This is a genomic window from Pseudomonas sp. SM4, from assembly GCF_051913165.1.
Taxonomy (GTDB): Bacteria; Pseudomonadota; Gammaproteobacteria; order Pseudomonadales; family Pseudomonadaceae; genus Aquipseudomonas.
The window spans coordinates 390,579-415,307 of record NZ_JBODOE010000005.1 but is presented as its reverse complement, the minus strand read 5'-3'; the positions used below and the strand labels follow the sequence as shown (position 1 = coordinate 415,307).

The window sequence follows — 24,729 nt, the reverse complement described above, 5'->3', positions numbered from 1 at the left end:
CCTTTTTCCCGTGTTCATTACGTCCTCCTGAGAATGGGTCAGAAGGTGTAAACCTTATTCAGGACGGGACACAGACATGAAAAAAGGGGTGACCATTTTGGTCACCCCTTCTTTGCATCTGACATACGGCCCTGTAGCTGAGTGTCTTTGTGGTGAGGGGATTTATCCCCTCACCACAGATGCATCACCTACAAAGTGTGCAGGCCCAGGTTACTTAGTGGAAATCGCCCCATCCACCAAGGTCTGTGCTTCAACCACCAGTTGCTTGAGGTGGTCGTCACTGATGAAGCTTTCGGCGTAGATCTTGTAGATGTCCTCGGTGCCCGACGGACGCGCGGCGAACCAGCCGTTTTCGGTCATCACTTTCAGACCGCCAATGGCTTGATCGTTGCCCGGCGCGTGGCTGAGGATGCTCTGGATCTTCTCGCCTGCCAGTTCGGTCGAGGTCACCTGTGCTGGCGACAACTTGCTCAGCAACGCCTTCTGCTCCGGGTTGGCCTTGGCGTCTACACGCACCGAGAACGGCTCGCCCAGTTCATCGGTCAGCGCGCGATAAGCCTGGCTCGGGTCGCGGCCCGTGCGAGCGGTCATTTCGGCAGCCAGCAAGGCCGGGATCAGACCGTCCTTGTCGGTGCTCCACACACCACCGTCCTTACGCAGGAACGATGCACCAGCGCTTTCCTCGCCACCGAAACCCAACGAGCCGTCGAACAGACCATCGGCGAACCATTTGAATCCGACCGGCACTTCGTACAGGCGACGGCCCAGGCGCTTGGCGACACGATCGATCAGACCGCTGCTGACCACGGTTTTACCCACGGCGGCATCGGCGCGCCATTGCGGACGGTTCTGGAACAAGTAATCGATGGAAACTGCCAGATAGTTGTTTGGCGCCAACAAGCCACCCGATGGCGTCACGATGCCATGGCGGTCGTGGTCCGGGTCACAGGCGAATGCTACGTCGAAACGCTCTTTCAGGCCGATCAGGCCTTGCATGGCGTGGCTGGACGATGGGTCCATGCGAATCTGGCCGTCCCAGTCGACGGTCATGAAGCGGAAAGTCGCATCGACCTCCTTGTTCACCACTTGCAGATCCAGGCGGTAGTGCTCGGCAATGGCCGACCAGTAGCGCACCCCTGCTCCGCCCAACGGATCAACGCCCAGACGCAATTTGGCGTCACGGATGGCGTCGAAGTCGATCACGTTGATCAGGTCGGCAACGTAGCTGTTCAGGTAATCGTGACGATGAGTCGTGCTGGCCTTGAGTGCCTGCTCGTAACTGATGCGCTTCACGCCCGCCAGTTTATTGGCCAGCAGTTCGTTGGCCTTGGCTTCGATCCACTTGGTGATGTGGGTGTCGGCCGGGCCGCCGTTGGTTGGGTTGTATTTGTAGCCGCCGCTCTGTGGCGGGTTGTGCGACGGCGTAATAACGATGCCATCAGCGAGGCCCGAGGTGCGGCCGCGGTTGTAGCAGAGAATGGCGTGGGAGATCGCTGGCGTCGGGGTGTATTCGTCACCCTCGGCAATCATAACGGTCACGCCGTTGGCTGCCAGCACTTCCAGAGCGCTCGCGCCGGCCGGAGTCGACAAGGCGTGGGTATCGATGCCAACGAACAGCGGGCCGGTGATGCCCTGGGCCTCGCGGTACAGGCAGATGGCCTGGCTGATCGCCAGAACGTGCCACTCATTGAAACTCAGGTCGAAGGAACTGCCCCGGTGTCCGGACGTACCGAACGCTACACGCTGGGTGGAAACCGATGCATCAGGTTGGCCGGTGTAATAGGCCGTTACCAGTCGCGGGATGTCGACCAACAATTCTGCCGGTGCCGGTTTGCCCGCAAAAGGACTGAGTGTCATGCAAAACCTCTGAGATAGAGTGGTTCAGGAAATACAGCGCAGTTTACTGGCAGTTTGACCGCAGTGCGATGGGATGTATCCGGCGCATCCCGGAAGTTTTTTAACATCAGCCTCCGGGCGCGAGACGCAGGGCATCCCCGACCAGCCCGACCACAGTCGCCAGATCGTGTTCGCTATGACAGATCGGGCTCAGTCGCAAGTGATGAGCGTAGTGACCATTGAGACTGAACAGCTCGCCAGGTGCGATGACTACCTGCTGCTTGAGCAAACCATGGAACACTTCGCTCATGTCCACAGGTCTCACCGACTTTATCCAGACCGTGGCCCCACCCTGCGGCTCGATGATCTGCACGGCCTCCCCCAAACGTTCGCGCAGCAGTTGAATCAGTTGCGTTCGGCGCTCTTTGAGCAACCGCCGCAATACCTGCAGATGCTGATCGACGCGCCCGCTAGCCAACAGCCGCGCGATCGCTTTCTGGCGAGCGGCAGACAAGCGGAAGGATCGCAGCAGAAAATACCGTTGCAACTCACTGCGCCATTGCCGAGACAAGACAAAACCGTAAGGCGCCTCGGCACCAATGATCCTGTCGAAGGCAGAAAAGATCAGCAACCGATCAGGGTCGACCCATTCGCGCAAGCGCTGCACATGCGGAACGTCCGCCAGCTCACTGCAACTGTCATTCTCCAGGACCCACGTGCCATGGTTTGCGAGCAGTTGCGCAATGACTTGCCGGCTGGCTTGCGGGCTGATACTGCCGTGGGGCATGTTCAGGACCGACGACAGTACAACCAGGCCAACACGTTCACTGGCGAGCAAGGATGCCAGACGTTGTGGGTCAAGCCCGCCATCGGCCTGTAAGGGCAACTCGATGACCTGTACCTCGAACGCTTGAAACAGCCGCAGGATCATCCAGTCACACGGCGATTCGATCAGTACGGTTGCGCCTCGCAACTGGAGAACGGAGATCAGTATCTCCAACACACCGCGCAGATCCGCCCCGATATACACATCATCTGCCTGCCAGCCATTCACAGCGCAGGTGGTGTAGCGCGCGGCAAGGACCGTGCGCAACTCAAGCTCGCCGCAGGGTTGCATCTGTAGCAGTGGCTGACGCGGATATTGACGCAACAACTCCCGCTCCAGCATCAACAAGGGACTGTCCAGTGGTTGCAGCGAAGCCGGATCATCGGCGCTCAATACGCACATGCCCGCACGCCTGGCATTGACGTATACCGCTTCAAGCAGATCATCAGCACTGCCCGTCGAAATCAACGACGGCGCGGTTTGCGCGTAATAGCCCGATTTGGCCACTGAAAAGACGCGCCCTTCCTTTTCCAGCAATGAATAAGCGTACTGGATGGTGGATATCGATACATTCAACCGATCCGCCAGATGCCGCAAAGAAGGCAAGCGCACCGTGCGATGGCTGTCAGATTCATCAATCAGCAGACTCAGATAACGGTAAACCGCCTGATACGCGAAACCGTTCTGCCGCAGGGCCTTCATGACCCAAAAACCTGGGTTATGGCTGCCATTGCCGGTCGACGACTCACCCTTAACCTTCCGCCGTCCGGTCGACGGCTGAAAGGCTCGATCCAGTATCCAGCCCTGTGCCCTGCGCAGCGTTGCCGCATGCCTGCGCCATGCACACAGGCCCCATTGCATACAAGCGGGCAATCAGTTTGACCGGCAAGCCGCTGACATCAACCATCCACTTCGTCACTTGCTCGGAGGCATGCAAACCTTGCATCGCACGATGCAGGTCCGGCAGGGCCACCAACATGCCGGGATGGCAATGACGCAAGAAACGCTCAAGCCCCGATCCTTTGTTTATAAAGGGTGCAAACATCAGGCACGCCACCTGGATTTCACTCAGCTCAAACGTTTCCTGCAATTGCTTTGAAGCCCTCGCACACAGTTGATCAAGGTCTGACAAATTTCCGAACGCGGCAATCAACTGCTCGCACACCGGCTCCGGCACTTGCTTGCGGCGCATGCCGAGCAACGTGTCCTGAAGAAATTCGGAAACGCCCGCCTCGTACGTTTGCGCCTCGACGAGGCTGGCCTGCAATCCCTGTAAATGAGCAGCCAGCAACGGATCGGCGAATTCGTTATCGCCCTGATACAACGACAGATCGTCGGCCTGCACGCCGAGGAATTCACTGAGCAATGGCCAGCGCTCCTCCAGCTTGCCGACAATCATGTCGTTGATATCGATGTAGCTGGTGCGACGGCAGGCTTCAAATTGCCCTTCCGGGCGCCATGGGGTTGTTTCGTCATCGGTATAGAAGTGCCGGTAGTAATCGCCTCCCAATTGATCAAGCAGTGGAAACAGCATCTCAAAACCACCGCGGTTCTCCGCAAGCCCGCCCATTCCAGCCTTCTGGGCGGCACGATTGAGGCCTTCGAGAAACAGTGACTGCCGGCGCGGTGTTTCACTGCCGATCATCGCATCCACGCCGTTATTCCAGCGGGCGATCTGCCCATAAAACTCGGCCGTTGCCAGGTAGGCGTCATCCCAAAATTCCAGCGGCTCATTCCAGGTGCGGCAATGCCCCACCATCAATAAGTTGCGGCGGTGCGCATCACGACCGCTCTCGCCGATGGGCGCCTGGTAATCAAAGGGCATCACCTCTCGATGATCAACCATTAACAGCTCGACCCGTGGGTCGTCATGCAGAAACAGGGCGCTGAAGCTGCGATGCATGTTTTGCAGGGCTGACTGACCGCTGCCGCTCCAGCGCAAAGTGGCCACACGCAGCTGGAAGGTCGCAGGGGCTCTCCCGGCGATGCTCAGTTGTGCGGCTCGCAGCAACGCCAGCGTGTAACAACTGTCGCGTGACCCGGACTGAACCACCAATACCTTGAAATTACCGATGTGCTCCATGCCACCCGCTGCCACAGACAATCGCTGGATCAGCAACTGCAGGGCCGTACGCTCCGCACGCGAGAAGAAACTCAGCAAACGCTGCAATACTTGCTGGTAGACGTAATTCATTGCCTGGTCATGGATCGTGCTCATCGGTATGTACCCGGTATCAATAGTTTCATGTCGCACGGACAGAAAAGGCGGCCGCGTGACAATTCATCAATAAGTAATAGACGCTCAGATGCTAACACTTACGCAACCGTAGTTATTGGAAACACTTGAGCTGTTAAAGGTTTGCGTTGTTTTAAACAGTGGATTCAACCCATTGTTATTGCTAGTGTTTTTTTTCTTATAAAATGCCCTAGGAAACTTCCCACAACGTCCCACGACAATTGAGCACAAGAAAAAAAGACGCAGCTTCGGAATCGCCCTACAACTATTAAACAGAAATTGACGTGGCGGAAATAAGTAGACGCTTGATAGCGCGCAGGACAAATAGAATGCACAGACATGGCTCATTCCTTGAGATGAAAGTAATCATTCAATTATCAGGGCTTATATGATGATTAGAAGATACAGATCGAGAGCAAAAAGCAGTTCAGTTGCTGAACTGCCCCGCGCGGCTGTGGCGCAGGCTGTCTCGGGGCTGGAGCGGGATAAACACAAAGAGTCCGTGGGGCCACGGACTCTGATCTGAGGTATTACGCCGGTTCGACTTGCAAAGCGACCCGTTCACGGCATGGGCATTCGTCCATGTAGCGGTGCGCCTCGACGAACTCGTTGAACGGGAACACTCGAGTCTTGAGTGGCAGTAGCACACGATCGGCAGTCAGCTGATTAATGTCACGCAAGGCACGTTGCAATGCGACGTGATCCTGAGTGATGCCCAGTTCCGGCTTGCCGGTGAAGTTGCCGATGCAGTGGACAAAGAACTGAATGTTCTTCTGGAACGCGGCACAGGCGGGAAACGGCGTCTGGTTACCTCCTTGCAGACCGTACAACACCAGGCTGCCGCGCGGTGCAAGCACGTCACCCAGCAACGACATCTGCGGGCCACCAAGGCCATCGAACACCACATCAACGCCGCGGTTGTCGGTGATCTTGTTGATCCGCATCAGCAGATCTTCTTCCTCGGTGACGATGACTTTCTCGGCGCCAAGAGACAGCAGGTACTCACGCTCTTCCGCCGTTTTGGTGGCGGCAATCACGCGGACACCCAACGCTTTGCCCAGCTGTACAAAGGATGGTCCGGCACAATGGCTGGCGTCAGTGACCAAGGCGAATTGCCCCGGTTTGACCCGCGCCAGATCGGCGTAAGCAAAATAGGCAATCAGCAGCGGCGTGTAATGCACGCTGGCTTCGATCGGGCTGAGGACGTCTGGATAACGGGTCAGCGCGGTACGCGGCAGCACGATCTGCTCGCCGTAGACCGGATAATCATTCGCGCTCTCGGCCGGAAAGCTGGCAACTTTGTCGCCCACCGACAGATCATCGACACCGTCACCGACAGCGGTGACCACACCGGCCATCTCGTGGCCGAGGCCTGCAGGCAAACGTGCCTGAGACGAGGCCAGGTTCTGACGCCAGAGCGTGTCATACCAGCTGATGCCGATCGCTTCGACACGCACCTGCACTTCGCCAGGACCTGGCTGAGCGGCCGCATGCTCTTCGCATTTGAGCACCTCGGCGGGACCAAACTTGTGAAAACGAATCGTGCGGGACATCGCAAACCTCGTCAAAGTAACCTCTAATGCCATGAACTCTATCTGGGCTTTTGACCCAAGACTATCAGTGGCTATTAATAGTCGACATGCCTGTCATTGATTCCGCAGCAGGGGCGGCATTGGCAAAATCCATGAAAAACTGCTGCCACCGTCTCAGTAAAGCTGAATTTTCCGGTGCAGAGTACCAGCCTTTCCCCGTAAGATTCATGCCGGCCATTGTTCTCATATGGCCGCTCTCGTCAAGCTTGATGACTCTGCCAGGACTCCAGATGAATCGTAATGACCTGCGTCGTGTCGACCTGAACCTGTTGATCGTATTCGAAACATTGATGCACGAACGCAGCGTGACCCGGGCGGCGGAAAAGCTGTTTCTCGGTCAGCCAGCGATCAGTGCGGCGCTCTCGCGCCTGCGTAGCCTGTTCGATGACCCGCTATTTGTACGCACCGGGCGCAGCATGGAACCGTCCGCCCGGGCGGTAGAAATCTTCGCCCTGCTCTCGCCTGCCCTCGATTCGATTTCCACGGCTGTCAGCCGCGCGTCCGAGTTCGACCCGGCGACCAGCACCTCGGTGTTCCGCATCGGTTTGTCCGATGACGTCGAGTTTGCGCTGCTGCCGATGTTGCTCAAACGCCTGCGCGCCGAGTCGCCGGGAATCGTGCTGGTGGTGCGCCGCGTCAACTACATCTTGATGCCGGGCCTGCTGGCCTCAGGCGAAATCTCCATCGGCGTCAGCTACACCACCGACCTGCCGGCCAACGCCAAGCGCAAAGTCTTGCGCCGCAGCCAGCCGAAACTGCTGCGCGCCGACACCGTACCGGGGCCGTTGAGCCTGGATGACTACTGCGCGCGGCCGCATGCGCTGGTGTCGTTTGCGGGCGACCTCAGCGGGTTTATTGATGAAGAACTGGAGAAGCTCGGCCGCAAACGGCACGTGGTGCTGGCCGTGCCGCAGTTCAACGGTTTGAGTACGCTGCTTGCCGGCACTGACATTGTTGCCACCGTGCCGGATTACACGGCGGAAGCGTTGACGGCGGCTGGCGGGGTTCGGGCGGAAGATCCGCCGTTGCCGACGCGCACGTTCGAGCTGCACATGGCGTGGCGTGGGTCGCAGGATAACGATCCGGGGGAGCGTTGGTTGAGGTCGCGGATTCAGATGTTTTTTGGCGATCCGGACAGTCTCTGAAGCAAACTGCAAGACACCATCAAAGCCCCGTTCCAGGGGCTTTGTTGCATCTGAACAATCATGCGCATGGCGCCGCAGGAATCACTTAAGATACGCCCCCCCGCAATCGATACCCTCATATGAAGTCACAAGGACGGACTCAATGCTTTTTCTGCAACACGTCTACGCAACTCCCGTAGTGCGCGCCCTGCGCACGCTGCTATTGATCAGCCTGGCAATGCTCGGCAGTGGTTGCGCAATGATGTCGAATTACACCACGCTGAAAACGCAGATGCCGGCTCAGTTCAGTGTCGATACAACCGCGCATTACAGTCCGTTGTTCGGCGGTGTATGTCTGTTGCCCGAGGATTACGCCGGGGACCCCGACCCTGACAGAAAAGACTTCTACAGCCCCGCGCATGCCGAACCGTTCACTACTGAGTTCGAGGTCAGGGTGAGTTACACCGTCGCCGATTGCCTGGCCGTACTCAGCGGTTTCAGCTTCCGGATTCAGGGGCAACCCGGCACCGATCCGGAAGAGTTTGGCGTGTCCACTGTCGAGGTGGAGGTCGAGACGTTCCTGAGAGAAGACGAAGAGCCTGCGATTCGTCTGGACGAGCAAGTGCTTGCAGTGCGCTGTCGCTGGAAAGACCCCGAGCGTGAAGGTTCAAAGATGCATGATCTCCGTTGCGTCGGGGTGGATGCCAACGGCAAGGAGCGCAAAGGACCACTATTGGGCGTTCTGAAAAACAGACAACTGCAAGGCCTGACCTTGCGATTACAGGTCAGCGTGGTGGATGAAACTCCGCAGACTTGACGCCCTTATAGCGCCCCGAAATGCACCGCCAAGCCTCGCTTTTGGCAAAAATGCCATTAATGGCACAGTGCCTGATGACAAATTTGGTAATAAAGATTAACTTAGCGCCGCCTCGGCCTATGGAAGGTCGGGGATTTCGCACTCAGTTAAGGAAAACGATGGCAATGGTCTATTGTCGTGCTTGCGCCAAGGAGCTTCACGAAACGGCGCCCTCCTGCCCCCAATGCGGGGCGAGCCAACAGGCCGTCGTGCCGCCTCACGCAGTCGGTACGCCATGGCTGGCCATCGTTTCGTTGGTTTTAGGCATCCTCTGTGTACTCAGCCTGTTTGATGATTCCGAATGGGACAGAGATACGCTCACCGGTTTGGGCGCTTTCGCTGTTGCCGGTCTCATCTGCGGCATCATCAGCATCAACAAAAGAAACCCTGGACACAATCTCGCAATCGCCGGCGTTGTCTTGTCGGGCTTGGCTGGGCTTGTGTTTCTAGGGCTGTCGATTGATTAATTTTAGGGAAAAAATATGAGCATGGTTTTCTGCCGCGGTTGCGCCAAGGAAATAAGCACTCTGGCCGTGGCTTGCCCACAATGTGGGGCGCCGCAAGCAACCCAACAGTCCTATGCACAGGGCCCCGCCATTGCGACGGGTAATCCTTATGTGGAAGCGTTCAAGAATTACGTCGTGTTTCAGGGCCGGGCGACTCGCCGTGAATACTGGATGTTCTTTCTGATCAGCCTGTGCGTCTCCATTGGTTTCGGCGTTGTCGATGCCCTGCTTCAGACTGGCGGCATTCTGTACAACCTGTACAGCCTGGTGGCGTTCCTGCCGAGCATCGCCGTTGGTGTACGTCGTATGCACGATACCGACCGCAGCGGCTGGTGGATGCTGCTGCCAATCGTCAACCTGGTGTTCCTGGCGCAAGACAGCCAGCCGGGGCCGAACCGTTTCGGTCCGAACCGCAAAGGCATCAACTGATACACACCAGCCTCTGGCTGATCGAGACGGCCTTCATGGCCGTCTCTTTGTTTCTGGCATCCGCCATTGCAGCGTGACTTGCCAGGCAACCCATCATGAAACTTTCATCACAGATATTGATAGCACCCTAACGAAAGGTGCATGCTAGAGGGCTCGCTTTGGTCTTATATCATTCCGAATGATAGTTACCTTTGCTTCATTCGATTCGTGCCATCACACCCCGCCGAGCATCATCCGCCCATCTTCAATACATTGGCGGATGCATCCATGGAACAGTCACTCAAACATTTGCGCTTCCCGTTGGCCTTGTTGGCCGTACTGGTGATGAGCGCCTGCGGCAAGACTCCGGAGACTGCCGCCACCGCACCTGCTGCCAAAGTCAGCGTGGCCAAGGTGATCGAACAACCGGTCAACGAATGGGACGAATTCACCGGGCGCCTCGAAGCACCGGAAACCGTTGAAATTCGTCCACGGGTCTCCGGCCAGATCGACGATGTCGCTTTCACTGAAGGCGCCCTGGTCAAGAAAGGCGACCTGCTGTTCCAGATCGATCCGCGCCCGTTCCAGGCCGAGGTACGCCGCCTCGAAGCCCTGGTAGCCCAATCCCGTGCCAACGCCACCCGCAGTGAAAACGAAGCCGGCCGCGGTGAGCGTCTGCGTGCCAGCAACGCGATTTCCGCTGAACTGGCCGACTCGCGCACCAGCGCTGCCCAAGAAGCCCGCGCCGCCGTTGGCGCACTGCAAGCGCAACTGGATCTGGCCAAACTGAACCTCAGCTTCACCCGCGTCACCGCGCCGATCAGTGGCCGCGTCAGCCGTGCGGAGATCACCGCCGGTAACCTGGTGACCGCCGACACAACGCCACTGACCAGCGTGGTTTCCACCGACCGCGTCTACGCCTACTTCGACGCCGATGAGCGTGTGTTCCTCAAGTACACCCAACTTGCCCGTAACGGTCAGCGCGGCGCCACCACCCCGGTGTACATGGGCCTGTCCAATGAAGACGGCAACCCGCACCTCGGCCAGATGAACTTCGTCGACAACCAGGTCAACCCGAAAACCGGCACCATCCGTGGTCGCGCCGTGTTCGATAACAGCGACGGCACCTACACCCCAGGCTTGTACGCACGACTGAAACTGGTCGGCAGCGGCACCTACAACGCCATGCTGATCAACGACGAAGCCGTCGGCACCGACCTCGGCAAGAAGTTCGTGCTGGTGATGGATACGGACAACAAAACCGCGTACCGCGCCGTCGAACTCGGTCCGAAAATCGAAGGCCTGCGCATCGTGCGTACCGGCCTGAACAAGGACGACACAATCATCGTCAAGGGCCTGCAACGTGTGCGCCCGGGCTCGCCGGTCACCCCAGAAGTGGTGCCGATGGCCAGCGAACAAACGATTGCGGCACTCGCTCAACAACGTCAAGCGCTGGAAGCCAGCAACCTGCCCAAAGTCGCCCCTGCCAAGGGTGCGTCCGGTGCGGTTGTGAAGCTGGCCGCCACGACCCCACGCGGTTAAGGGACGACAACTCCGATGAATTTTTCCCAATTCTTCATTTCACGGCCGATCTTCGCAGCGGTGCTGTCGCTGTTGATCCTGATCGCCGGTGCGATCTCGCTATTCCAACTGCCGATCAGCGAATACCCGGAAGTCGTGCCACCGACCGTGGTCGTACGTGCGAACTTCCCGGGCGCCAACCCTAAAGTCATCGGTGAAACCGTGGCGGCTCCGCTGGAGCAGGCCATCACCGGCGTCGAGAACATGCTGTACATGTCCTCGCAGTCGACTGCCGACGGCAAGATCACCCTGACCATCACCTTCGCCCTGGGCACTGACCTGGACAATGCGCAGGTGCAGGTGCAAAACCGCGTGACCCGAACCGAACCGAAACTTCCCGAGGAAGTGACGCGCATCGGTATCACCGTCGACAAGGCTTCGCCCGATCTGACCATGGTTGTGCACTTGACCTCGCCGGACAAACGCTACGACATGCTTTATCTGTCGAACTACGCGATCCTCAACATCAAGGATGAGCTGGCGCGTCTGAACGGTGTCGGTGACGTGCAACTGTTCGGTATGGGTGACTACTCGCTGCGTGTCTGGCTCGATCCGAACAAGACCGCTTCGCGCAACCTGACCGCGACCGATGTGGTCACCGCGATTCGTGAGCAAAACCGCCAGGTGGCCGCCGGTCAATTGGGTGCGCCCCCTGCCCCGAATGCCCAGAGCTTCCAGCTGTCGGTCAACACTCAGGGGCGTCTGGTCTCCGAGGAAGAGTTCGAGAACATCATCATTCGTGCAGGCGACGACGGTGAAATCACGCGCCTCAAAGACATCGCTCGCGTTGAGCTGGGTTCCAGCCAATATGCGCTGCGTTCGTTGCTGGACAACCAGCCTGCCGTGGCCATCCCGATCTTTCAGCGTCCAGGCTCCAATGCCATCGACATCTCGAACGACGTTCGGGCGAAAATGGACGAGTTGAAGAAAGGCTTCCCGCAAGGCATGGACTACAGCATCGTCTATGACCCGACGATCTTCGTGCGCGGCTCGATCGAAGCGGTGGTTCACACCCTCTTCGAAGCACTGATCCTTGTGGTACTGGTGGTGATCCTGTTCCTGCAAACCTGGCGCGCCTCGATCATTCCATTGGTGGCGGTGCCGGTATCGTTGATCGGTACGTTTGCGGTGATGCACCTGTTCGGCTTCTCGCTCAACGCACTGTCGCTATTCGGCCTGGTACTGGCCATCGGTATCGTGGTCGACGACGCCATCGTGGTGGTGGAGAACGTCGAACGGAACATCGAACTCGGATTGAACCCGGTGGAAGCCACCAAGCGCGCCATGCGTGAAGTGACCGGTCCGATCGTTGCCACGGCACTCGTGCTGTGTGCAGTGTTCATTCCGGCGGCCTTCATCTCCGGCCTTACCGGGCAGTTCTACAAGCAGTTCGCGCTGACCATCGCGATCTCGACGGTGATCTCGGCGTTCAACTCGCTGACTCTGTCGCCAGCGCTGGCCGCTGTGTTGCTGAGGAGCCACGACGCACCGAAAGACCGTTTCTCGAAAGTGCTCGACAAGATCTTCGGTGGCTGGTTGTTCCGTCCGTTCAACCGTTTCTTTGATCGTGCCAGCCATGGCTACGTCGGCACGGTTGGCCGGGTTATCCGCAGCAGCGGCATCGCCCTCCTCCTGTACGCAGGCTTGATGGTGCTGACCTTCTTCGGTTTCTCCAGCACCCCGACCGGCTTCGTACCGGGCCAGGACAAGCAATACCTGGTGGCCTTCGCGCAACTGCCGGACGCTTCGAGCCTGGATCGCACCGAAGACGTGATCAAGCGCATGTCCGACCTGGCACTGAAACAGCCAGGCGTGGAAAGCGCCGTTGCCTTCCCGGGCCTGTCGATCAACGGCTTCACCAACAGCCCGAACGCCGGCATCGTGTTCGTGACCCTGAAACCGTTCGACGAGCGTAAAGACCCGAGCATGTCTGCCGGTGCAATTGCCGGTGCCTTGAACGGCCAGTTCGCCAACATTCAGGAAGCGTACATGGCGATCTTCCCGCCACCGCCGGTACAAGGTCTGGGCACCATTGGTGGTTTCCGTCTGCAAATCGAAGACCGGGGCAACCTCGGCTACGACGAGCTGTACAAAGAAACCATGAACATCATCAACAAGAGCCACAACGTGCCGGAACTGGCGGGCCTGTTCACCAGTTACACCGTGAACGTGCCGCAGGTCGATGCTGCCATCGACCGTGAAAAAGCCAAGACCCACGGCGTGGCCGTCAGCGACATCTTCGACACCCTGCAGATTTACCTGGGTTCGCTGTATGCCAACGACTTCAACCGTTTCGGGCGTACCTATCAGGTCAACGTTCAGGCCGAACAGCAGTTCCGCCTCGAATCCGATCAGATCGGTCAGCTGAAAGTGCGCAACAACAAAGGCGAAATGATCCCGCTGGCGACCTTCATCAAGGTCAGCGACACCTCGGGCCCGGATCGCGTGATGCACTACAACGGCTTCATCACTGCTGAAATCAACGGTGCCGCAGCACCAGGCTACAGCTCCGGCCAGGCCGAAAAAGCCATCGAGAAACTGCTCAAGGAAGAACTTCCGAACGGCATGACCTACGAGTGGACCGACCTGACCTACCAGCAGATTCTGTCCGGCAACACCGCGCTGTTCGTGTTCCCGCTCTGCGTATTGCTGGCGTTCCTGGTGCTCGCCGCTCAATACGAAAGCTGGAGCCTGCCACTGGCGGTGATCCTGATCGTACCGATGACCTTGCTGTCGGCCATCACCGGCGTGATCATCTCCGGCGGTGACAACAACATCTTCACCCAGATCGGCTTGATCGTACTGGTGGGACTGGCGTGTAAGAACGCGATTCTGATCGTTGAGTTCGCCAAGGATAAACAGGAAGAAGGCCTCAACCCGCTTGCGGCGGTACTGGAAGCTTGCCGCCTGCGTCTGCGCCCGATCCTGATGACCTCCTTCGCGTTCATCATGGGTGTAGTGCCACTGGTGTTCTCCAGCGGTGCCGGTGCCGAGATGCGTCATGCCATGGGCGTGGCGGTGTTCTCCGGGATGCTCGGGGTGACCTTCTTCGGTCTGTTGCTGACGCCAGTGTTCTACGTATTGATCCGTAACTTTGTCGAACGCGGCGAGCAGCGCAAAGCGGCCAAGGCGCTCAATCTTCAAAAGCCACTGGAGGCGCAACAATGAGTCTGAAAGTCTTCCTGCCGAGTCTGCTGGTGCTGGCCCTCAGCGCCTGCGCCGTCGGCCCCGACTACAAGACCCCAGCCACGGAGGCGGCCAACATCACGGCCGCCACTGACGGCGCCGCCGGGCAAAAGAACTTTGACCGTTCGAAATTCGAAGGCATTTGGTGGCAGCAGTTCGATGATCCGACCCTCAACCAGTTGGTGACGCAATCGCTGCAAGGCAACCGTGATCTGCGCGTGGCATTCGCTCGCTGGAAAGCCGCTCGGGCAATCCGCGACGACGCCAGCAACGACGCAATGCCGACCATCACCAGCCGTGCCAGCAGTGATCTGGCCAAGGGACAAATCCCGGGCCAGACCACTAATCGCGTCAACAGCGAACGCTATGACCTGGGCCTCGACATGGCGTGGGAGCTGGACCTGTTCGGCCGTATCCAGCGCAATCTGGAAGCCAGCGACGCCGATCAGCAGGCTGCCGAAGCCGATCTGTACCAACTGCAAGTCACCATGATTGCCGAACTGGTCGACGCCTACGGTCAACTCCGCGGTGCGCAATTGCGCGAAAAGATCGCCGTGGCCAACCTGAACAACCAGCAGGAGTCGCGCAAGATCACCATCAGCCTGCGTGACGCCGGCGTCGGCGATCAGCTTGATGTCGAACGTGCCGATGCGCGTCTGGCCTCGGTCGAAGCCAGCGTGCCGCAACTGCAGGCCGAACAGGTTCGGCAGAAAAACCGTATCGCCACCCTGCTGGGTGAGCGTCCGGACAAGCTGACCGTCGACCTCAGTCCAAAAGACTTGCCGGCGATTGCCAAAGCCTTGCCAATTGGCAATCCGGGCGAGCTGCTGCAACGCCGTCCGGACATCCTCAGCGCCGAACGCCAACTGGCCTCGGCCACGGCGCGAATTGGCGTGGCGAAAGCCGATCTGTTCCCACGGGTCAGTCTCAGCGGCTTCCTCGGCTGGACAGCCGGGCGCGGTTCGCAAATCGGTTCCTCGGCGGCCAACGCCTGGGCACTTGGCCCGAGCATCACTTGGGCAGCGTTCGACCTTGGCAGTGTGCGAGCGCGTTTGCGCGGCGCCGATGCCGAGGCCGAAGGCGCACTGGCGACTTACGAGCAGCAAGTCCTGCTGGCCCTGGAAGAATCGGAAAACGCCTTCAGCGATTACGGCAAACGTCAGCAGCGCTTGATCTCGCTGATTCGCCAGAGTGAGTCGAGCCGCAAGGCAGCTGACCTGGCCGAGATTCGCTACCGCGAAGGCACTACGGACTTCCTCGTGCTGCTCGACGCGCAACGTGAACGTCTGAACGCTGAAGACACTCAGGCCCAGGCTGAAGTCGATTTGTATCGCGGCATTGTCGCGATTTACAAAGCCCTTGGCGGCGGCTGGCAACCGGAGACCGTCGCCAGCCAGTAATCGATTGTTAAAGAGCTCCTTTGGTTGGCCGCAACCAACCAAATTTTTGCCCCGCGTATCATTCGGTCGCGGGGCTTTTTTGTGCCCTCACCCTGTAAGAGCTGCCGCAGGCTGCGATCTTTTGATCTTGATCGTTAAAAACCAAGATCAAGAGATCGCAGCCTGCGGCAGCTCCTACAAGGAGGGTTAGGGATTTCTTGATTCCAGGACGGTGACGGTTGCGGTGGTGCCGGCGCGCAGGCGGTTTTTGCCGGCGTAGTCGTTATCGATGCCGATCCGCACGGGCACGCGCTGGGCCAGTTTGACCCAGGTATAACTCGGGTTGATGTTGGCCAGCAGACGACTGCCCGGTGCGTTTTCCCGATCAGCGATGGCGAAAGCGATGCTCTGCACGGTGCCGCCGAAGGTTTCTCCGCTCATCAATTGAATCCGCACCCGATCGCCCTCCTCGATACGCGGCAGTTTGGTTTCTTCAAAATAGCCGCTGATGTAGAACGAATCGCTATCCACCAATGCCAACAAGGCGCCACCGCTCACGGCGTAATCGCCCTCACGGGTCAACAGGTTGGTCACGTAGCCGCTGACCGGGGATTCAACGCGGGTACGCTGCAAATCCAGTTCAGCCTGGGTCTGCGCGGCAATTGCCAATTGCACGTTGGCTTCGGCCAGCCCGAGGTTCGCCTGATTGCGCAACAGATCGGCCTGTGCCACGGCCACGTCGGTGCTGGATTTTTCCCATTCCTCGCCCGAGATCGCGAACCCTTGCTTGAGCGTACGTCGCCGACGTTCTTCGCTTTGACGCTGTTTGAGCAATGCTTCACTGGCAACGATCGCTGCTTGCGACTGCCCCAGGGTGGCCTTGGCCACTTCGACTGAGCGGCGCGCATGCTCGACCGCCAATGTGTAACGTGCCGGGTCGATTTCCAGCAGCAATTGACCCTTTTCGACATGCTGGTTGTCTTGCACGGCGAGGCTGACGATGCGCCCCGAAACATCGGCCGACAACGTCACCACATCAGCCCTCACCCGGGCATCGCGGGTCCACGGCGCGCGGGTGTAATGCTCCCAGGCGAACCAGCCAAGCACGATGGCAAGAACCACCACGGCCAGCGTCAGCAATCTTGCGAATAACACTTTCAAGGCATCAGGCTCCCATCAGCAGAATCAGCGCGGCACACACGCAGGCATACAAGGCGCCTTCGAACAGGGCCTCATGCCAGACCAGGCGCAGTACGCCCAGGCGGCGCAAGAGCCAGTCGAGCAACATGAACAGGGGGATTGCCAGTAACAAGGCCTGGGCAATGGGCGGCAGATAAACGCCGCCAATCTCGAAATCAATGGGCAAGGGCTGGCGCTCCTTCCGAGGTGGAATTTTGCAACTCGTCACCATGGCGCTCCAGGAACGACACCACGATCAGCAGGGCTACGCGCATGCGAAACACCGACCATAAATGCTCGTGACTGGCGACATGCAGATCGTCCAGTTCATCGCCCAAGTCGTGCAAGGTTGCCAACAGTGGCGTCAGTTGCACTTCTGCACGTCCGGCAACAAAGCGCCCGGTCTTGCGCAATGCCGAGGACAGCCGGCGGCTGAACGGGTCCGACAGTAACTGATTGTTCTGCGCCTGCTGGCGTAGCTGATGCATCGCCACCCCCAGCGCGACACAGGCGAGGCTGATTTCATAGAGTCGCTGCATCGCCCGATCATTTACCGCAGGCAACAGGCCAAGCATGCTGGTCAGGCGATCGACCATACGGCTTTCGAATGCGAACTGTTGCTCATCGGTGGCCGGGCTTTTGGTCAGCTCATACACCTGCTCGCGCGCCTCTTTATACAAGCGGCGAATACGCCACGCCGGGCGAAACGGAAAAATCCACGCGTAGACAATCAGCGCCAGCATCGCCGCACTGACGTAAGCCCCGGCAAACTCGAACCATTGAATCGCGCTGTTCTGCCCGGTGCCGATATTCTGCGGGCCGAGCATCAGGAAACTCGACAAACCCAGGCCCATGCCGATCCCCGCCGTCGCCGGGCTCGCGAGGCCAACCGCAATGACGTAGAGCAATGGTGCGAGCAACAAGGCCAGCCACTCGAAATCACTGACCGCCGGCACCAGCATGAATTGGTAGAGCGCTGACACCAGCAGGGCCAGCCCCAACCCGCGCGCATAACTCTGCGCAGCCAGCAGTGGTCGCGGAAACGTCGCCATCAGCGAACAGAGGATTCCCACCAGAATCATCCCGCCACGCGCACCGTCCCAGGCTGTCTCGATCCAGATCAGTCCCGCCACCAGCAACGCGGTAAAGGCACGGATGGCATTCATCGAGGCCAAGGTGAAATCCAGATGCAGCGGATTGGTCTGCCCCCGATAGAGGCAACTGGCTTCGCGTCCTTCCTGAATGGCATCGCTCAATTCGAGAATCTGCTCCAGTTGTTGCAGCAGCCGCGCCTGCTCCCAGCGCAACGCCCAGGCCAGCGAGCGCAAGGTGGCACTCATGTCTTCGGTCAGTTGCTCGGCCTTGTAGGCCAGTTGATCGAACCGATGCTGCAGCGTGACAAAGCCGTGGCGCGTTTCGGCAGAAAGCGAACGCCCCTGCTCCGCCAGTTGATCGAGAAATGCCAGTTCCTCGGCACGCAGACGCTGGACATCCTCAGGCAAGTCGCCCTCCCAACGCTCGGTGAGCAATTGCCGCTGATGACGCAACGCGGTCAATCTGGAAGTCAGCAACATCAATTGATTGCCCAACAGCAGCACCAGATTGTTGGCACTGCGCAAGCGTGGAGCGTCGAAATACAGATGCCGGCGCAACCCCTCCAGTGCACTGATCTCGGTCAGCAATTGCATTTGTCGGCGCTGGAAGTCAGCCTCGCTTTCTTCCGTGCGAATCACCGCAGCCGCATGAACGGCAACCAGCTTGATGACTTGATCGACCTTGGCGAAGTACCCTTTTGCCACCGCTTCCGGCCGGGCCGTGAGCAGGCTCACCACACAGACGCACGCCACCGCCAGCAACGTTTCGGTCACCCGCGTGACGGCCAGCAAAAAGGTGCCGTCCTGATCCGGAATCGCCAGCAAAGCGACCACGACTGCGGTGTAGCCACTGAGCACGAACGCCTGGGAGCTGGTGTAGCGCAGCAGCGTCCCGCCGGCGGTGCACAGCGCCAGCCACAATGCCAGGGTCGTGATAAATGGCAGTGGCGCCTGCGGAAAAATCGCCATGATCAGCACGGCCACGGCGGCCCCGAGTGTGGTGCCGATCACTTGGCCAAAACTGCGCGCAAGCGCCATTCCAGCCAGTGGCTGGCTGACAATCACCACCGCCATGATCGACCACTTGGGCTGGTCAAGATCAAACAGAAAAGCCAGATACAGCGTCAGCAAGCCCGCCACAACAGTGCGCAAGGCAAACAGCAGTACCGCCTGACCGGGATGGATGACCGCTTTGAAGTAATTGAACAGGGCTTGCATGGGCGCACTCGTCGAAGCAACTCCTGCAAGCGTAGACACTGCATCGCAAGCCTGACGGTTCACAAAGTCGACGCAAGTTGTAGGGCGATTCGCTGGCAATGGGTTTGACTCAGGGCGTGCGCTGACCGAAGCTTGCCGCTCTGCTCAAGTACGCCTGCTTTCGGAAACCTGCATGCATCAGTCCCGCCGCTATCTGTTTATCAGCCTTGGCCTCGTACTCGTCATTCTCGTCGGCTGGCTGTCCCTGCGCACCAGCGCCCCTGTGGTGCCCGAAGCGATCAAACATGGATACAGCGAGGCGTTGGCGGCGGCACGTGCCGGCCAGCCGGGTGCGGCGCGTCAGTTGTACCAGCAATTGGGGCGCCCGGACCTGTCGGTCAAACGCCGTGTCTGGCTGCATGCCGAATTGCCCAACTACCCGAGCCCACAGGCGTTGAAACTGGCCGACGCCGACTTGCAGAGCGAAGCGCCCGAAGTACGCCTGGCCGCGATCAAAAGTGTGGTTGGTCTGGTGCCCGGCGGCCAACGCAGCCTGTTGCTTGGGCCGTTGCTCGATGATGAAGATCAAACTGTGCGTTTCGCCGCGATCAACGCGTTGCTCGGTTTGACGCCGGATGAGCTGGGCCTGTATTTCGCGCCCCTGCAGCAAGGCATCGATAGCTGGGAACAAGCCCTCAAGGGCCAGGCGCCAAGCGCTGAAACCTATGCGCAATTGGCACGCCTGCATTTGCACAACGCCGAACTCAAAGAGGCACAGCAAGCACTGGAAAATACCCTGCAACTGGAACCAGGCAACCTGCCCGCGCTGGTCATGCAGATCGATGTGCTGGATCGCCTGGGCCAGAGCGACGCCGCGCGGCAACTACTCGCCCGACAATTGAAAGCTCAACCTGATTCGGCGTATCTGCAACATGCTCTGGGCCTGTGGTTGCTGCACCACGGCCAGCGCGAGTTCGCCCTGCTGGGTTTATCCAAGGCCGTCGAACTGGACCCCGACAACAAGGATTATCGCTACGACCTGGCGACCACCTTGCACAGCGCCGAAGAGCTGGAAGCGGCGCAAAAGCAATTGCAGGACATCGTCCAGCGTCACCCCTCCGACCGTAAGGCCCGGGTGCTGCTGATCAATTACTGGAAAGAGAGTGGCCAGTTGCAGAATGTGCAAGTTTTACTGGCGCAACTGGAACAGCTCAATCCGGACGATCCGGCCCTGCAACAAGGCCTTTGAGCTGCAATAGACGCTATTCTTCGTCACATCCTGCAAGAATATGTGGAACTGCCATCACGCCTGCGGGTCAAGTAATCAGGCCGTCTGTTTCAGTCAGCCGCCTCGATTCCCCTAGTCATGAGAGGGCATTTTTTGTCTACATCTAACGAGTTGATCAGTGCGAAAGCCGCTACCGGCATTGTCGGTCTGGATGACATCCTTGCCGGTGGCTTGTCTCGCGGTCATGTTTTCTTGCTGGAGGGTGAGCCCGGCACCGGCAAAACCACGGTCGCTTTGCATTTTCTACTGGCCGGCGCACGAGCCGGCGAACGCTCGTTGTACATCACGTTGTCGGAAACCGAGCGTGAGTTGCGCCAAGGGGCGCTGTCCCATGGCTGGGAGTTGGGCGACAACATCGAGATCTTCGAACTGACGCCCCCGGAAAGTTTGCTCAACGCCGAGCATCAGCAAAGCCTGCTGTATTCCTCCGACCTGGAACTGGGCGAAGCAACCAAGCAGATCTTCGAAGTGGTCGAACGTTTCAAACCCACCCGCGTGGTGCTCGACAGCCTCTCGGAGATTCGCCTGCTGGCGCAGAGTTCATTGCGCTATCGCCGCCAGATCCTTGCGATCAAGCATTACTTCGTGCGCTACGACGCCACGGTGCTGCTGCTGGACGACCTGACCACTGAATCCCTCGACAAAACCGTACACAGCGTGGCGCACGGGGTGATTCGCCTTGAAGAGTTGACCCCCAACTATGGCGCCGAGCGCCGGCGCGTTCGAGTGGTCAAATACCGAGGGCAGAAATACCGGGGGGGGTTCCACGACTTCACCATCATGGGCGACGGTGTGCATGTCTTCCCCAGGCTGGTGGCGGCAGAGCATCGTGGCGACTACGCCCGCCTGCAGTTGACCAGTGGCATCAAGGAAATGGACGCGTTGCTCGGCGGTGGTATCGAAACCGGTTCCAGCACGCTGATCCTCGGCCCGGCCGGTACCGGTAAATCGCTGATCTCGATGATTTTTGCCGCAGCCGCCGTGCGTCGTGGTGAGAAAGCCGCGTTGTTCATCTTCGACGAAGAGCTGGGATTGCTCTTCGAGCGCATGAACAACATTGGTATCGACCTCAAGGCGCTGCAGGCCACCGGCAATCTGCTGATCGAACAGGTAGATGCGGCGGAGCTATCCCCCGGCGAGTTCTCCCATCGCGTGCGACGTTGCGTCGATGAAGGCCAGATCAAAACCGTGGTGATCGATAGCATCAACGGTTACCAGGCCGCGATGCCGGAAGAAAACGCTCTGGTGCTGCACATGCACGAACTGCTGCTGTACCTCAATCGCAAAGGTGCAGCGACGTTCATGACAGTCGCGCAACACGGTCTGGTCGGCGACATGCAGGCACCGGTCGACATTACTTATCTGGCCGACACGGTCATTCTGTTGCGTTACTTTGAAGCCATCGGCAAAGTCCGTCGGGCCATTTCGATCATCAAGAAACGCACCGGCAGCCACGAATCGACGATTCGTGAATACCGTATTTCGGCACAAGGCATGACCATCGGTGAACCGCTGGAAGCCTTTCAGGGCGTACTGCGCGGTGTACCGACTTACCTCGGTGCGAGCAAACCGCTGCTTCAGGAAGAAAGCTCGTGACAGTGTCGGTGCCACTGGCCGAACGGGCGCTGATTCTGGCGCCCGTGGGTCGCGACAGCCAAATTGCATTGATGATCCTCAACGAGGCCGGTCTTTGCGGTCTGGTCACGGCAGGACTTGGCTCGCTGTGCACGGAGCTTGAGCTGGGCGCCGGCCTGCTGGTGATTGCCGCTGAAGCGCTGCGCGGCCCGGAACTGGAAGTGTTGTTCGAGCACCTTGAGCAACAACCGGCGTGGTCAGACTTGCCGATCGTGCTATTGACCCATCATGGCGGTCAGGAACAAGGCCCCTCCTCGCAACTCAGCAAACTGTTAGGCAACGTGACATTCCTTGAACGTCCGTTTCACCCGGCAACCTTGGTCAGCCTGGTATCCGCCGCACTGCGCGGGCGACGACGACAGTACGAAGCCCGCGATCGACTGATCGACCTGAGTGAAAGCGAACGACGCCTGCAATCAACGATGGAGACCCTTGAACAGCAGGTGGAGGAGCGCACCGCGCAACTGCGCCACAATGAAGAAGCGCTGCGTCAGTCGCAGAAAATGGAAGCGGTCGGCCAGTTGACCGGCGGCATCGCCCACGACTTCAACAACATGCTGACCGGTATCATCGGCAGCCTGGAGCTATTGCGTCGGCGCCTGGCCCGTGGGCGCACGGATGATCTGGACAGCCTGATTGATCTGGGTGTCACTTCAGCTAACCGTGCCGCCGGCCTCACCCATCGTCTGCTGGCATTCTCGCGGCGCCAGTCACTCGACTCCAAAGCAGTGCAGATGAACAGCCTGGTCATGTCGATGGGTGAACTGCTGCAGCGCAGCCTCAACGAAAGCATCCAGCTAGACATGCGTCTGGACGACAATTTGTGGGTCGCCGAAGCCGATCCCAATCAACTGGAAAGCGCCCTGCTCAACCTCGTGATCAACGCTCGCGATGCCATGCCTGATGGCGGCAAACTGGTGGTCGAAACCAGCAACCAGGTGCTGCACCGTCAATTCACCGAAGCCTACAGCAATCTGGCACCCGGCGATTACGTGATGCTCAGCGTCACCGACAACGGCAGCGGCATGCCCCAGAGCGTGATCAATCGCGCTTTTGACCCGTTTTTCACCACCAAACCGATCGGCCAAGGCACCGGATTGGGCCTGTCGATGATTTACGGCTTTAGCAAACAGTCCCGTGGCCATGTCTCGATTGACAGCGAAATCGACCAGGGCACCACAGTCAAACTGTATCTGCCGCGCTTCCGTGGCGAAGAACTTGAACAGTCTGCCACCGCTATCCAGCAAGCGCCGGACGCGCTGGATGGCGAAACCGTATTGATCGTCGAAGACGACCCGGCTGTGCGCGTGCTGGTCAGCGCGGTGCTCAGTGAGTTGGGTTATGCGTTTGTGGAGGCCAGCGACGCCGATGGCGCCGTGCCGATTCTCAATTCGGCACAGCGTATCGATCTGCTGATCAGTGATGTCGGTTTGCCCGGTATGAATGGCCGGCAATTGGCGGAGGTCGGCCGCCAATACCGCCCTGGCCTGAAAGTACTGTTCATCACCGGTTACGCCGAACACGCGGCCGTGCGTGGCGGGTTTCTCGACTCGGGCATGCAGATGATCACCAAGCCGTTCACCTTCGATCTGTTGACCGCCAAGGTGCGCGAAATGATTCGTGGGTGACGCGCGACGCCGTCAATCATGCCGGGTGGCATGCCTGTAAAGCGGCTGGCTCTCCAGCCTATGCCTTTTTTCCAATGTCCAATAGCTGTCAACTTTGACAGCTATCCAACCCTTCTGATTAAGGTTTGACTCTCCTCTGAAGACTACCGTGTCCCTTTATTAGGTCGACGGTGTGCGTCTAAGCGAACGCTTTTCAAGGACAGTCACTATGATCAGGAATCAGCTAGCGTTTGTGGCGTTGACCCTCATTCTTGCCGGGTGTCAGACCCACGAACAAGCGCCATTGGTATCGACGAGCAATACAATCGATATCGCTGCCGCAGCGACAAACACCGCGCAGAGCGGAGCAACCGTTGCAGCGGATCTGACCAAGCGCTACAACGATGTGCGTGTTAATTGTGGCTCGGCTTCCACCCCAGCCTTTTTGTGTACAGGCGTTATTCTGCGATCAACCGTACCCGGCCCCGACTACTCCACCTGGAATCCAAGTCCGCATTCAGTAAAGAGTGGCGGTGTGTCGTTTTCCTTTGCGCGCAAGGACGCAAGGTTTCAAAAACTGGTGTTTGGTCAGAACAGCGGATTCATCTTCTATCCGATATTCGAAAACCCGGCAGGCAAGCTGAAAATCGAGGTGTTGTGCAGCTTCCCTATCGACGGCTGGAGTCACCTACGCGACGTGCCAGGGTGCGGGGGGCACCCGTACTATCCGACCCAAAGTCGACGCTGCCAGACCATTGGCATCAGCACTGCCGAACAATGGATGACACATTGGCGAAGCGCGCCTTCCGCCGCTAACGCACCCGCCTTTCAATGCAGTTTCGATGTGCGCGACAGCATGAATCAATTGGGAGCAGACTCATTTTACCAATCCATTCGCACGAGGAATTTGCTCGGCGCGACCTGGTTTCATCAGCAAAACGAGCTGATTCTGGCAACCTGGCCACAGAATGTTCCCAAACAATTACCGATTCAGGCGTTCTTTTACATTGACAACGGCCTCGCCAACGCAAGACATGATCAGCTTGATTATTTCAATAAAACTGGAGGGCAAGTGTTACCTATCATCAAGATGACAATGCCAGCCAGTGCGACTGCAGACATGACGTTCACCTTCAATGCGGCCGATCAAGCCAAATAACGACGAACGAGCCGAACAGACCGTGGAGGCGCCCGGCAGA

18 protein-coding genes are annotated in these 24,729 nt (G+C 58.7%); 11 read left to right on the top strand and 7 right to left on the bottom strand.

Annotated elements, in window-relative coordinates; all coding sequences use genetic code 11:
- Window positions 1-210: 210 nt before the first annotated feature.
- From pgm to ACQ4MY_RS12510, 4 genes are all read right to left on the bottom strand, one after another.
- Window positions 211-1,857 carry a phosphoglucomutase (alpha-D-glucose-1,6-bisphosphate-dependent) gene (pgm, locus tag ACQ4MY_RS12525; RefSeq protein WP_440095312.1) on the bottom strand — a complete coding sequence of 549 codons (1,647 nt, stop codon included), beginning with the start codon at window positions 1,855-1,857 and terminating at the stop codon, window positions 211-213.
- Between the two features lie 106 nt (window positions 1,858-1,963).
- Complete coding sequence (locus ACQ4MY_RS12520) at window positions 1,964-3,364, bottom strand: PLP-dependent aminotransferase family protein (RefSeq protein WP_440095311.1); 1,401 nt, start codon at window positions 3,362-3,364, stop codon at window positions 1,964-1,966.
- Window positions 3,365-3,413: 49 nt separating this feature from the next.
- Complete coding sequence (locus ACQ4MY_RS12515) at window positions 3,414-4,880, bottom strand: hypothetical protein (protein ID WP_440095310.1); 1,467 nt, start codon at window positions 4,878-4,880, stop codon at window positions 3,414-3,416.
- Window positions 4,881-5,428: 548 nt separating this feature from the next.
- Window positions 5,429-6,451, bottom strand: coding sequence for a zinc-dependent alcohol dehydrogenase family protein (locus ACQ4MY_RS12510; protein WP_008086484.1), 1,023 nt, complete (start codon window positions 6,449-6,451; stop codon window positions 5,429-5,431).
- A gap of 269 nt (window positions 6,452-6,720) precedes the next feature.
- On the opposite strand from ACQ4MY_RS12510, the gene ACQ4MY_RS12505 reads away from it, so the two are divergent.
- The 7 genes from ACQ4MY_RS12505 to ACQ4MY_RS12475 all read left to right on the top strand — a co-directional run bounded on the left by ACQ4MY_RS12505 (window position 6,721) and on the right by ACQ4MY_RS12475 (window position 15,551).
- Window positions 6,721-7,635, top strand: coding sequence for a LysR family transcriptional regulator (locus ACQ4MY_RS12505; RefSeq protein WP_008086482.1), 915 nt, complete (start codon window positions 6,721-6,723; stop codon window positions 7,633-7,635).
- Window positions 7,636-7,777: 142 nt separating this feature from the next.
- Window positions 7,778-8,431, top strand: coding sequence for a hypothetical protein (locus ACQ4MY_RS12500; RefSeq protein ID WP_158832912.1), 654 nt, complete (start codon window positions 7,778-7,780; stop codon window positions 8,429-8,431).
- 158 nt (window positions 8,432-8,589) lie between these two features.
- Entirely contained in the window at window positions 8,590-8,937 is a 348-nt protein-coding gene (locus ACQ4MY_RS12495) for a DUF4190 domain-containing protein (protein WP_008086479.1), read from the top strand.
- 15 nt (window positions 8,938-8,952) lie between these two features.
- On the top strand, window positions 8,953-9,405 hold the full coding sequence (locus ACQ4MY_RS12490; protein WP_008086478.1) for a DUF805 domain-containing protein: 453 nt from the start codon (window positions 8,953-8,955) through the stop codon (window positions 9,403-9,405).
- A gap of 267 nt (window positions 9,406-9,672) precedes the next feature.
- Complete coding sequence (mexE, locus tag ACQ4MY_RS12485) at window positions 9,673-10,926, top strand: multidrug efflux RND transporter periplasmic adaptor subunit MexE (RefSeq protein ID WP_440095309.1); 1,254 nt, start codon at window positions 9,673-9,675, stop codon at window positions 10,924-10,926.
- A gap of 15 nt (window positions 10,927-10,941) precedes the next feature.
- Window positions 10,942-14,133: an efflux RND transporter permease subunit gene (locus ACQ4MY_RS12480; protein WP_008086476.1), complete on the top strand. Its 3,192-nt coding sequence runs from the start codon at window positions 10,942-10,944 to the stop codon at window positions 14,131-14,133.
- The gene (locus ACQ4MY_RS12475; protein WP_008086475.1) at window positions 14,130-15,551 is read left to right on the top strand and encodes an efflux transporter outer membrane subunit; all 1,422 of its coding nucleotides are present in this window, start codon (window positions 14,130-14,132) and stop codon (window positions 15,549-15,551) included. Before ACQ4MY_RS12480 ends, ACQ4MY_RS12475 begins: the two co-directional genes overlap by 4 nt.
- 186 nt (window positions 15,552-15,737) lie before the next feature.
- On the opposite strand, the gene ACQ4MY_RS12470 is transcribed toward ACQ4MY_RS12475, so the two are convergent.
- The 3 genes from ACQ4MY_RS12470 to ACQ4MY_RS12460 are packed head-to-tail and all read right to left on the bottom strand — an operon-like array spanning window position 15,738 to window position 19,021.
- On the bottom strand, window positions 15,738-16,691 hold the full coding sequence (locus ACQ4MY_RS12470) for a biotin/lipoyl-binding protein (protein WP_440095308.1): 954 nt from the start codon (window positions 16,689-16,691) through the stop codon (window positions 15,738-15,740).
- 4 nt (window positions 16,692-16,695) lie between these two features.
- Entirely contained in the window at window positions 16,696-16,896 is a 201-nt protein-coding gene (locus ACQ4MY_RS12465) for a DUF1656 domain-containing protein (protein ID WP_008079479.1), read from the bottom strand.
- On the bottom strand, window positions 16,886-19,021 hold the full coding sequence (locus tag ACQ4MY_RS12460) for an FUSC family protein (RefSeq protein ID WP_440095307.1): 2,136 nt from the start codon (window positions 19,019-19,021) through the stop codon (window positions 16,886-16,888). The genes ACQ4MY_RS12465 and ACQ4MY_RS12460 overlap by 11 nt, the downstream gene beginning before the upstream one ends.
- A 172-nt stretch (window positions 19,022-19,193) precedes the next feature.
- Here ACQ4MY_RS12460 and ACQ4MY_RS12455 point away from each other — a divergent pair, with 172 nt between their 5' ends.
- From ACQ4MY_RS12455 to ACQ4MY_RS12440, 4 genes are all read left to right on the top strand, one after another.
- Complete coding sequence (locus ACQ4MY_RS12455) at window positions 19,194-20,249, top strand: tetratricopeptide repeat protein (protein ID WP_008079483.1); 1,056 nt, start codon at window positions 19,194-19,196, stop codon at window positions 20,247-20,249.
- 132 nt (window positions 20,250-20,381) lie between these two features.
- Window positions 20,382-21,884, top strand: a complete 1,503-nt coding sequence (locus ACQ4MY_RS12450) for an ATPase domain-containing protein (RefSeq protein WP_158832926.1) — start codon at window positions 20,382-20,384, stop codon at window positions 21,882-21,884.
- Window positions 21,881-23,551, top strand: a complete 1,671-nt coding sequence (locus ACQ4MY_RS12445) for a response regulator (protein WP_008079487.1) — start codon at window positions 21,881-21,883, stop codon at window positions 23,549-23,551. Before ACQ4MY_RS12450 ends, ACQ4MY_RS12445 begins: the two co-directional genes overlap by 4 nt.
- 208 nt (window positions 23,552-23,759) lie before the next feature.
- Window positions 23,760-24,689 carry a halovibrin HvnA gene (locus ACQ4MY_RS12440; protein ID WP_440095306.1) on the top strand — a complete coding sequence of 310 codons (930 nt, stop codon included), beginning with the start codon at window positions 23,760-23,762 and terminating at the stop codon, window positions 24,687-24,689.
- Window positions 24,690-24,729 lie beyond the last annotated feature (40 nt).

What these genes read in the sequence shown, in the direction of transcription:
- ACQ4MY_RS12505 (WP_008086482.1), top strand. Translation starts at nt 6,721, where the DNA reads ATGAATCGTAATGACCTGCGTCGTGTCGACCTGAACCTGTTGATCGTA.
- ACQ4MY_RS12520 (WP_440095311.1), bottom strand. Translation starts at nt 3,364, where the DNA reads ATGAAGGCCCTGCGGCAGAACGGTTTCGCGTATCAGGCGGTTTACCGT.
- ACQ4MY_RS12480 (WP_008086476.1), top strand. Translation starts at nt 10,942, where the DNA reads ATGAATTTTTCCCAATTCTTCATTTCACGGCCGATCTTCGCAGCGGTG.
- ACQ4MY_RS12475 (WP_008086475.1), top strand. Translation starts at nt 14,130, where the DNA reads ATGAGTCTGAAAGTCTTCCTGCCGAGTCTGCTGGTGCTGGCCCTCAGC.
- ACQ4MY_RS12515 (WP_440095310.1), bottom strand. Translation starts at nt 4,880, where the DNA reads ATGAGCACGATCCATGACCAGGCAATGAATTACGTCTACCAGCAAGTA.
- ACQ4MY_RS12510 (WP_008086484.1), bottom strand. Translation starts at nt 6,451, where the DNA reads ATGTCCCGCACGATTCGTTTTCACAAGTTTGGTCCCGCCGAGGTGCTC.
- mexE (WP_440095309.1), top strand. Translation starts at nt 9,673, where the DNA reads ATGGAACAGTCACTCAAACATTTGCGCTTCCCGTTGGCCTTGTTGGCC.
- ACQ4MY_RS12440 (WP_440095306.1), top strand. Translation starts at nt 23,760, where the DNA reads ATGATCAGGAATCAGCTAGCGTTTGTGGCGTTGACCCTCATTCTTGCC.
- pgm (WP_440095312.1), bottom strand. Translation starts at nt 1,857, where the DNA reads ATGACACTCAGTCCTTTTGCGGGCAAACCGGCACCGGCAGAATTGTTG.
- ACQ4MY_RS12490 (WP_008086478.1), top strand. Translation starts at nt 8,953, where the DNA reads ATGAGCATGGTTTTCTGCCGCGGTTGCGCCAAGGAAATAAGCACTCTG.
- ACQ4MY_RS12460 (WP_440095307.1), bottom strand. Translation starts at nt 19,021, where the DNA reads ATGCAAGCCCTGTTCAATTACTTCAAAGCGGTCATCCATCCCGGTCAG.
- ACQ4MY_RS12455 (WP_008079483.1), top strand. Translation starts at nt 19,194, where the DNA reads ATGCATCAGTCCCGCCGCTATCTGTTTATCAGCCTTGGCCTCGTACTC.
- ACQ4MY_RS12500 (WP_158832912.1), top strand. Translation starts at nt 7,778, where the DNA reads ATGCTTTTTCTGCAACACGTCTACGCAACTCCCGTAGTGCGCGCCCTG.
- ACQ4MY_RS12495 (WP_008086479.1), top strand. Translation starts at nt 8,590, where the DNA reads ATGGCAATGGTCTATTGTCGTGCTTGCGCCAAGGAGCTTCACGAAACG.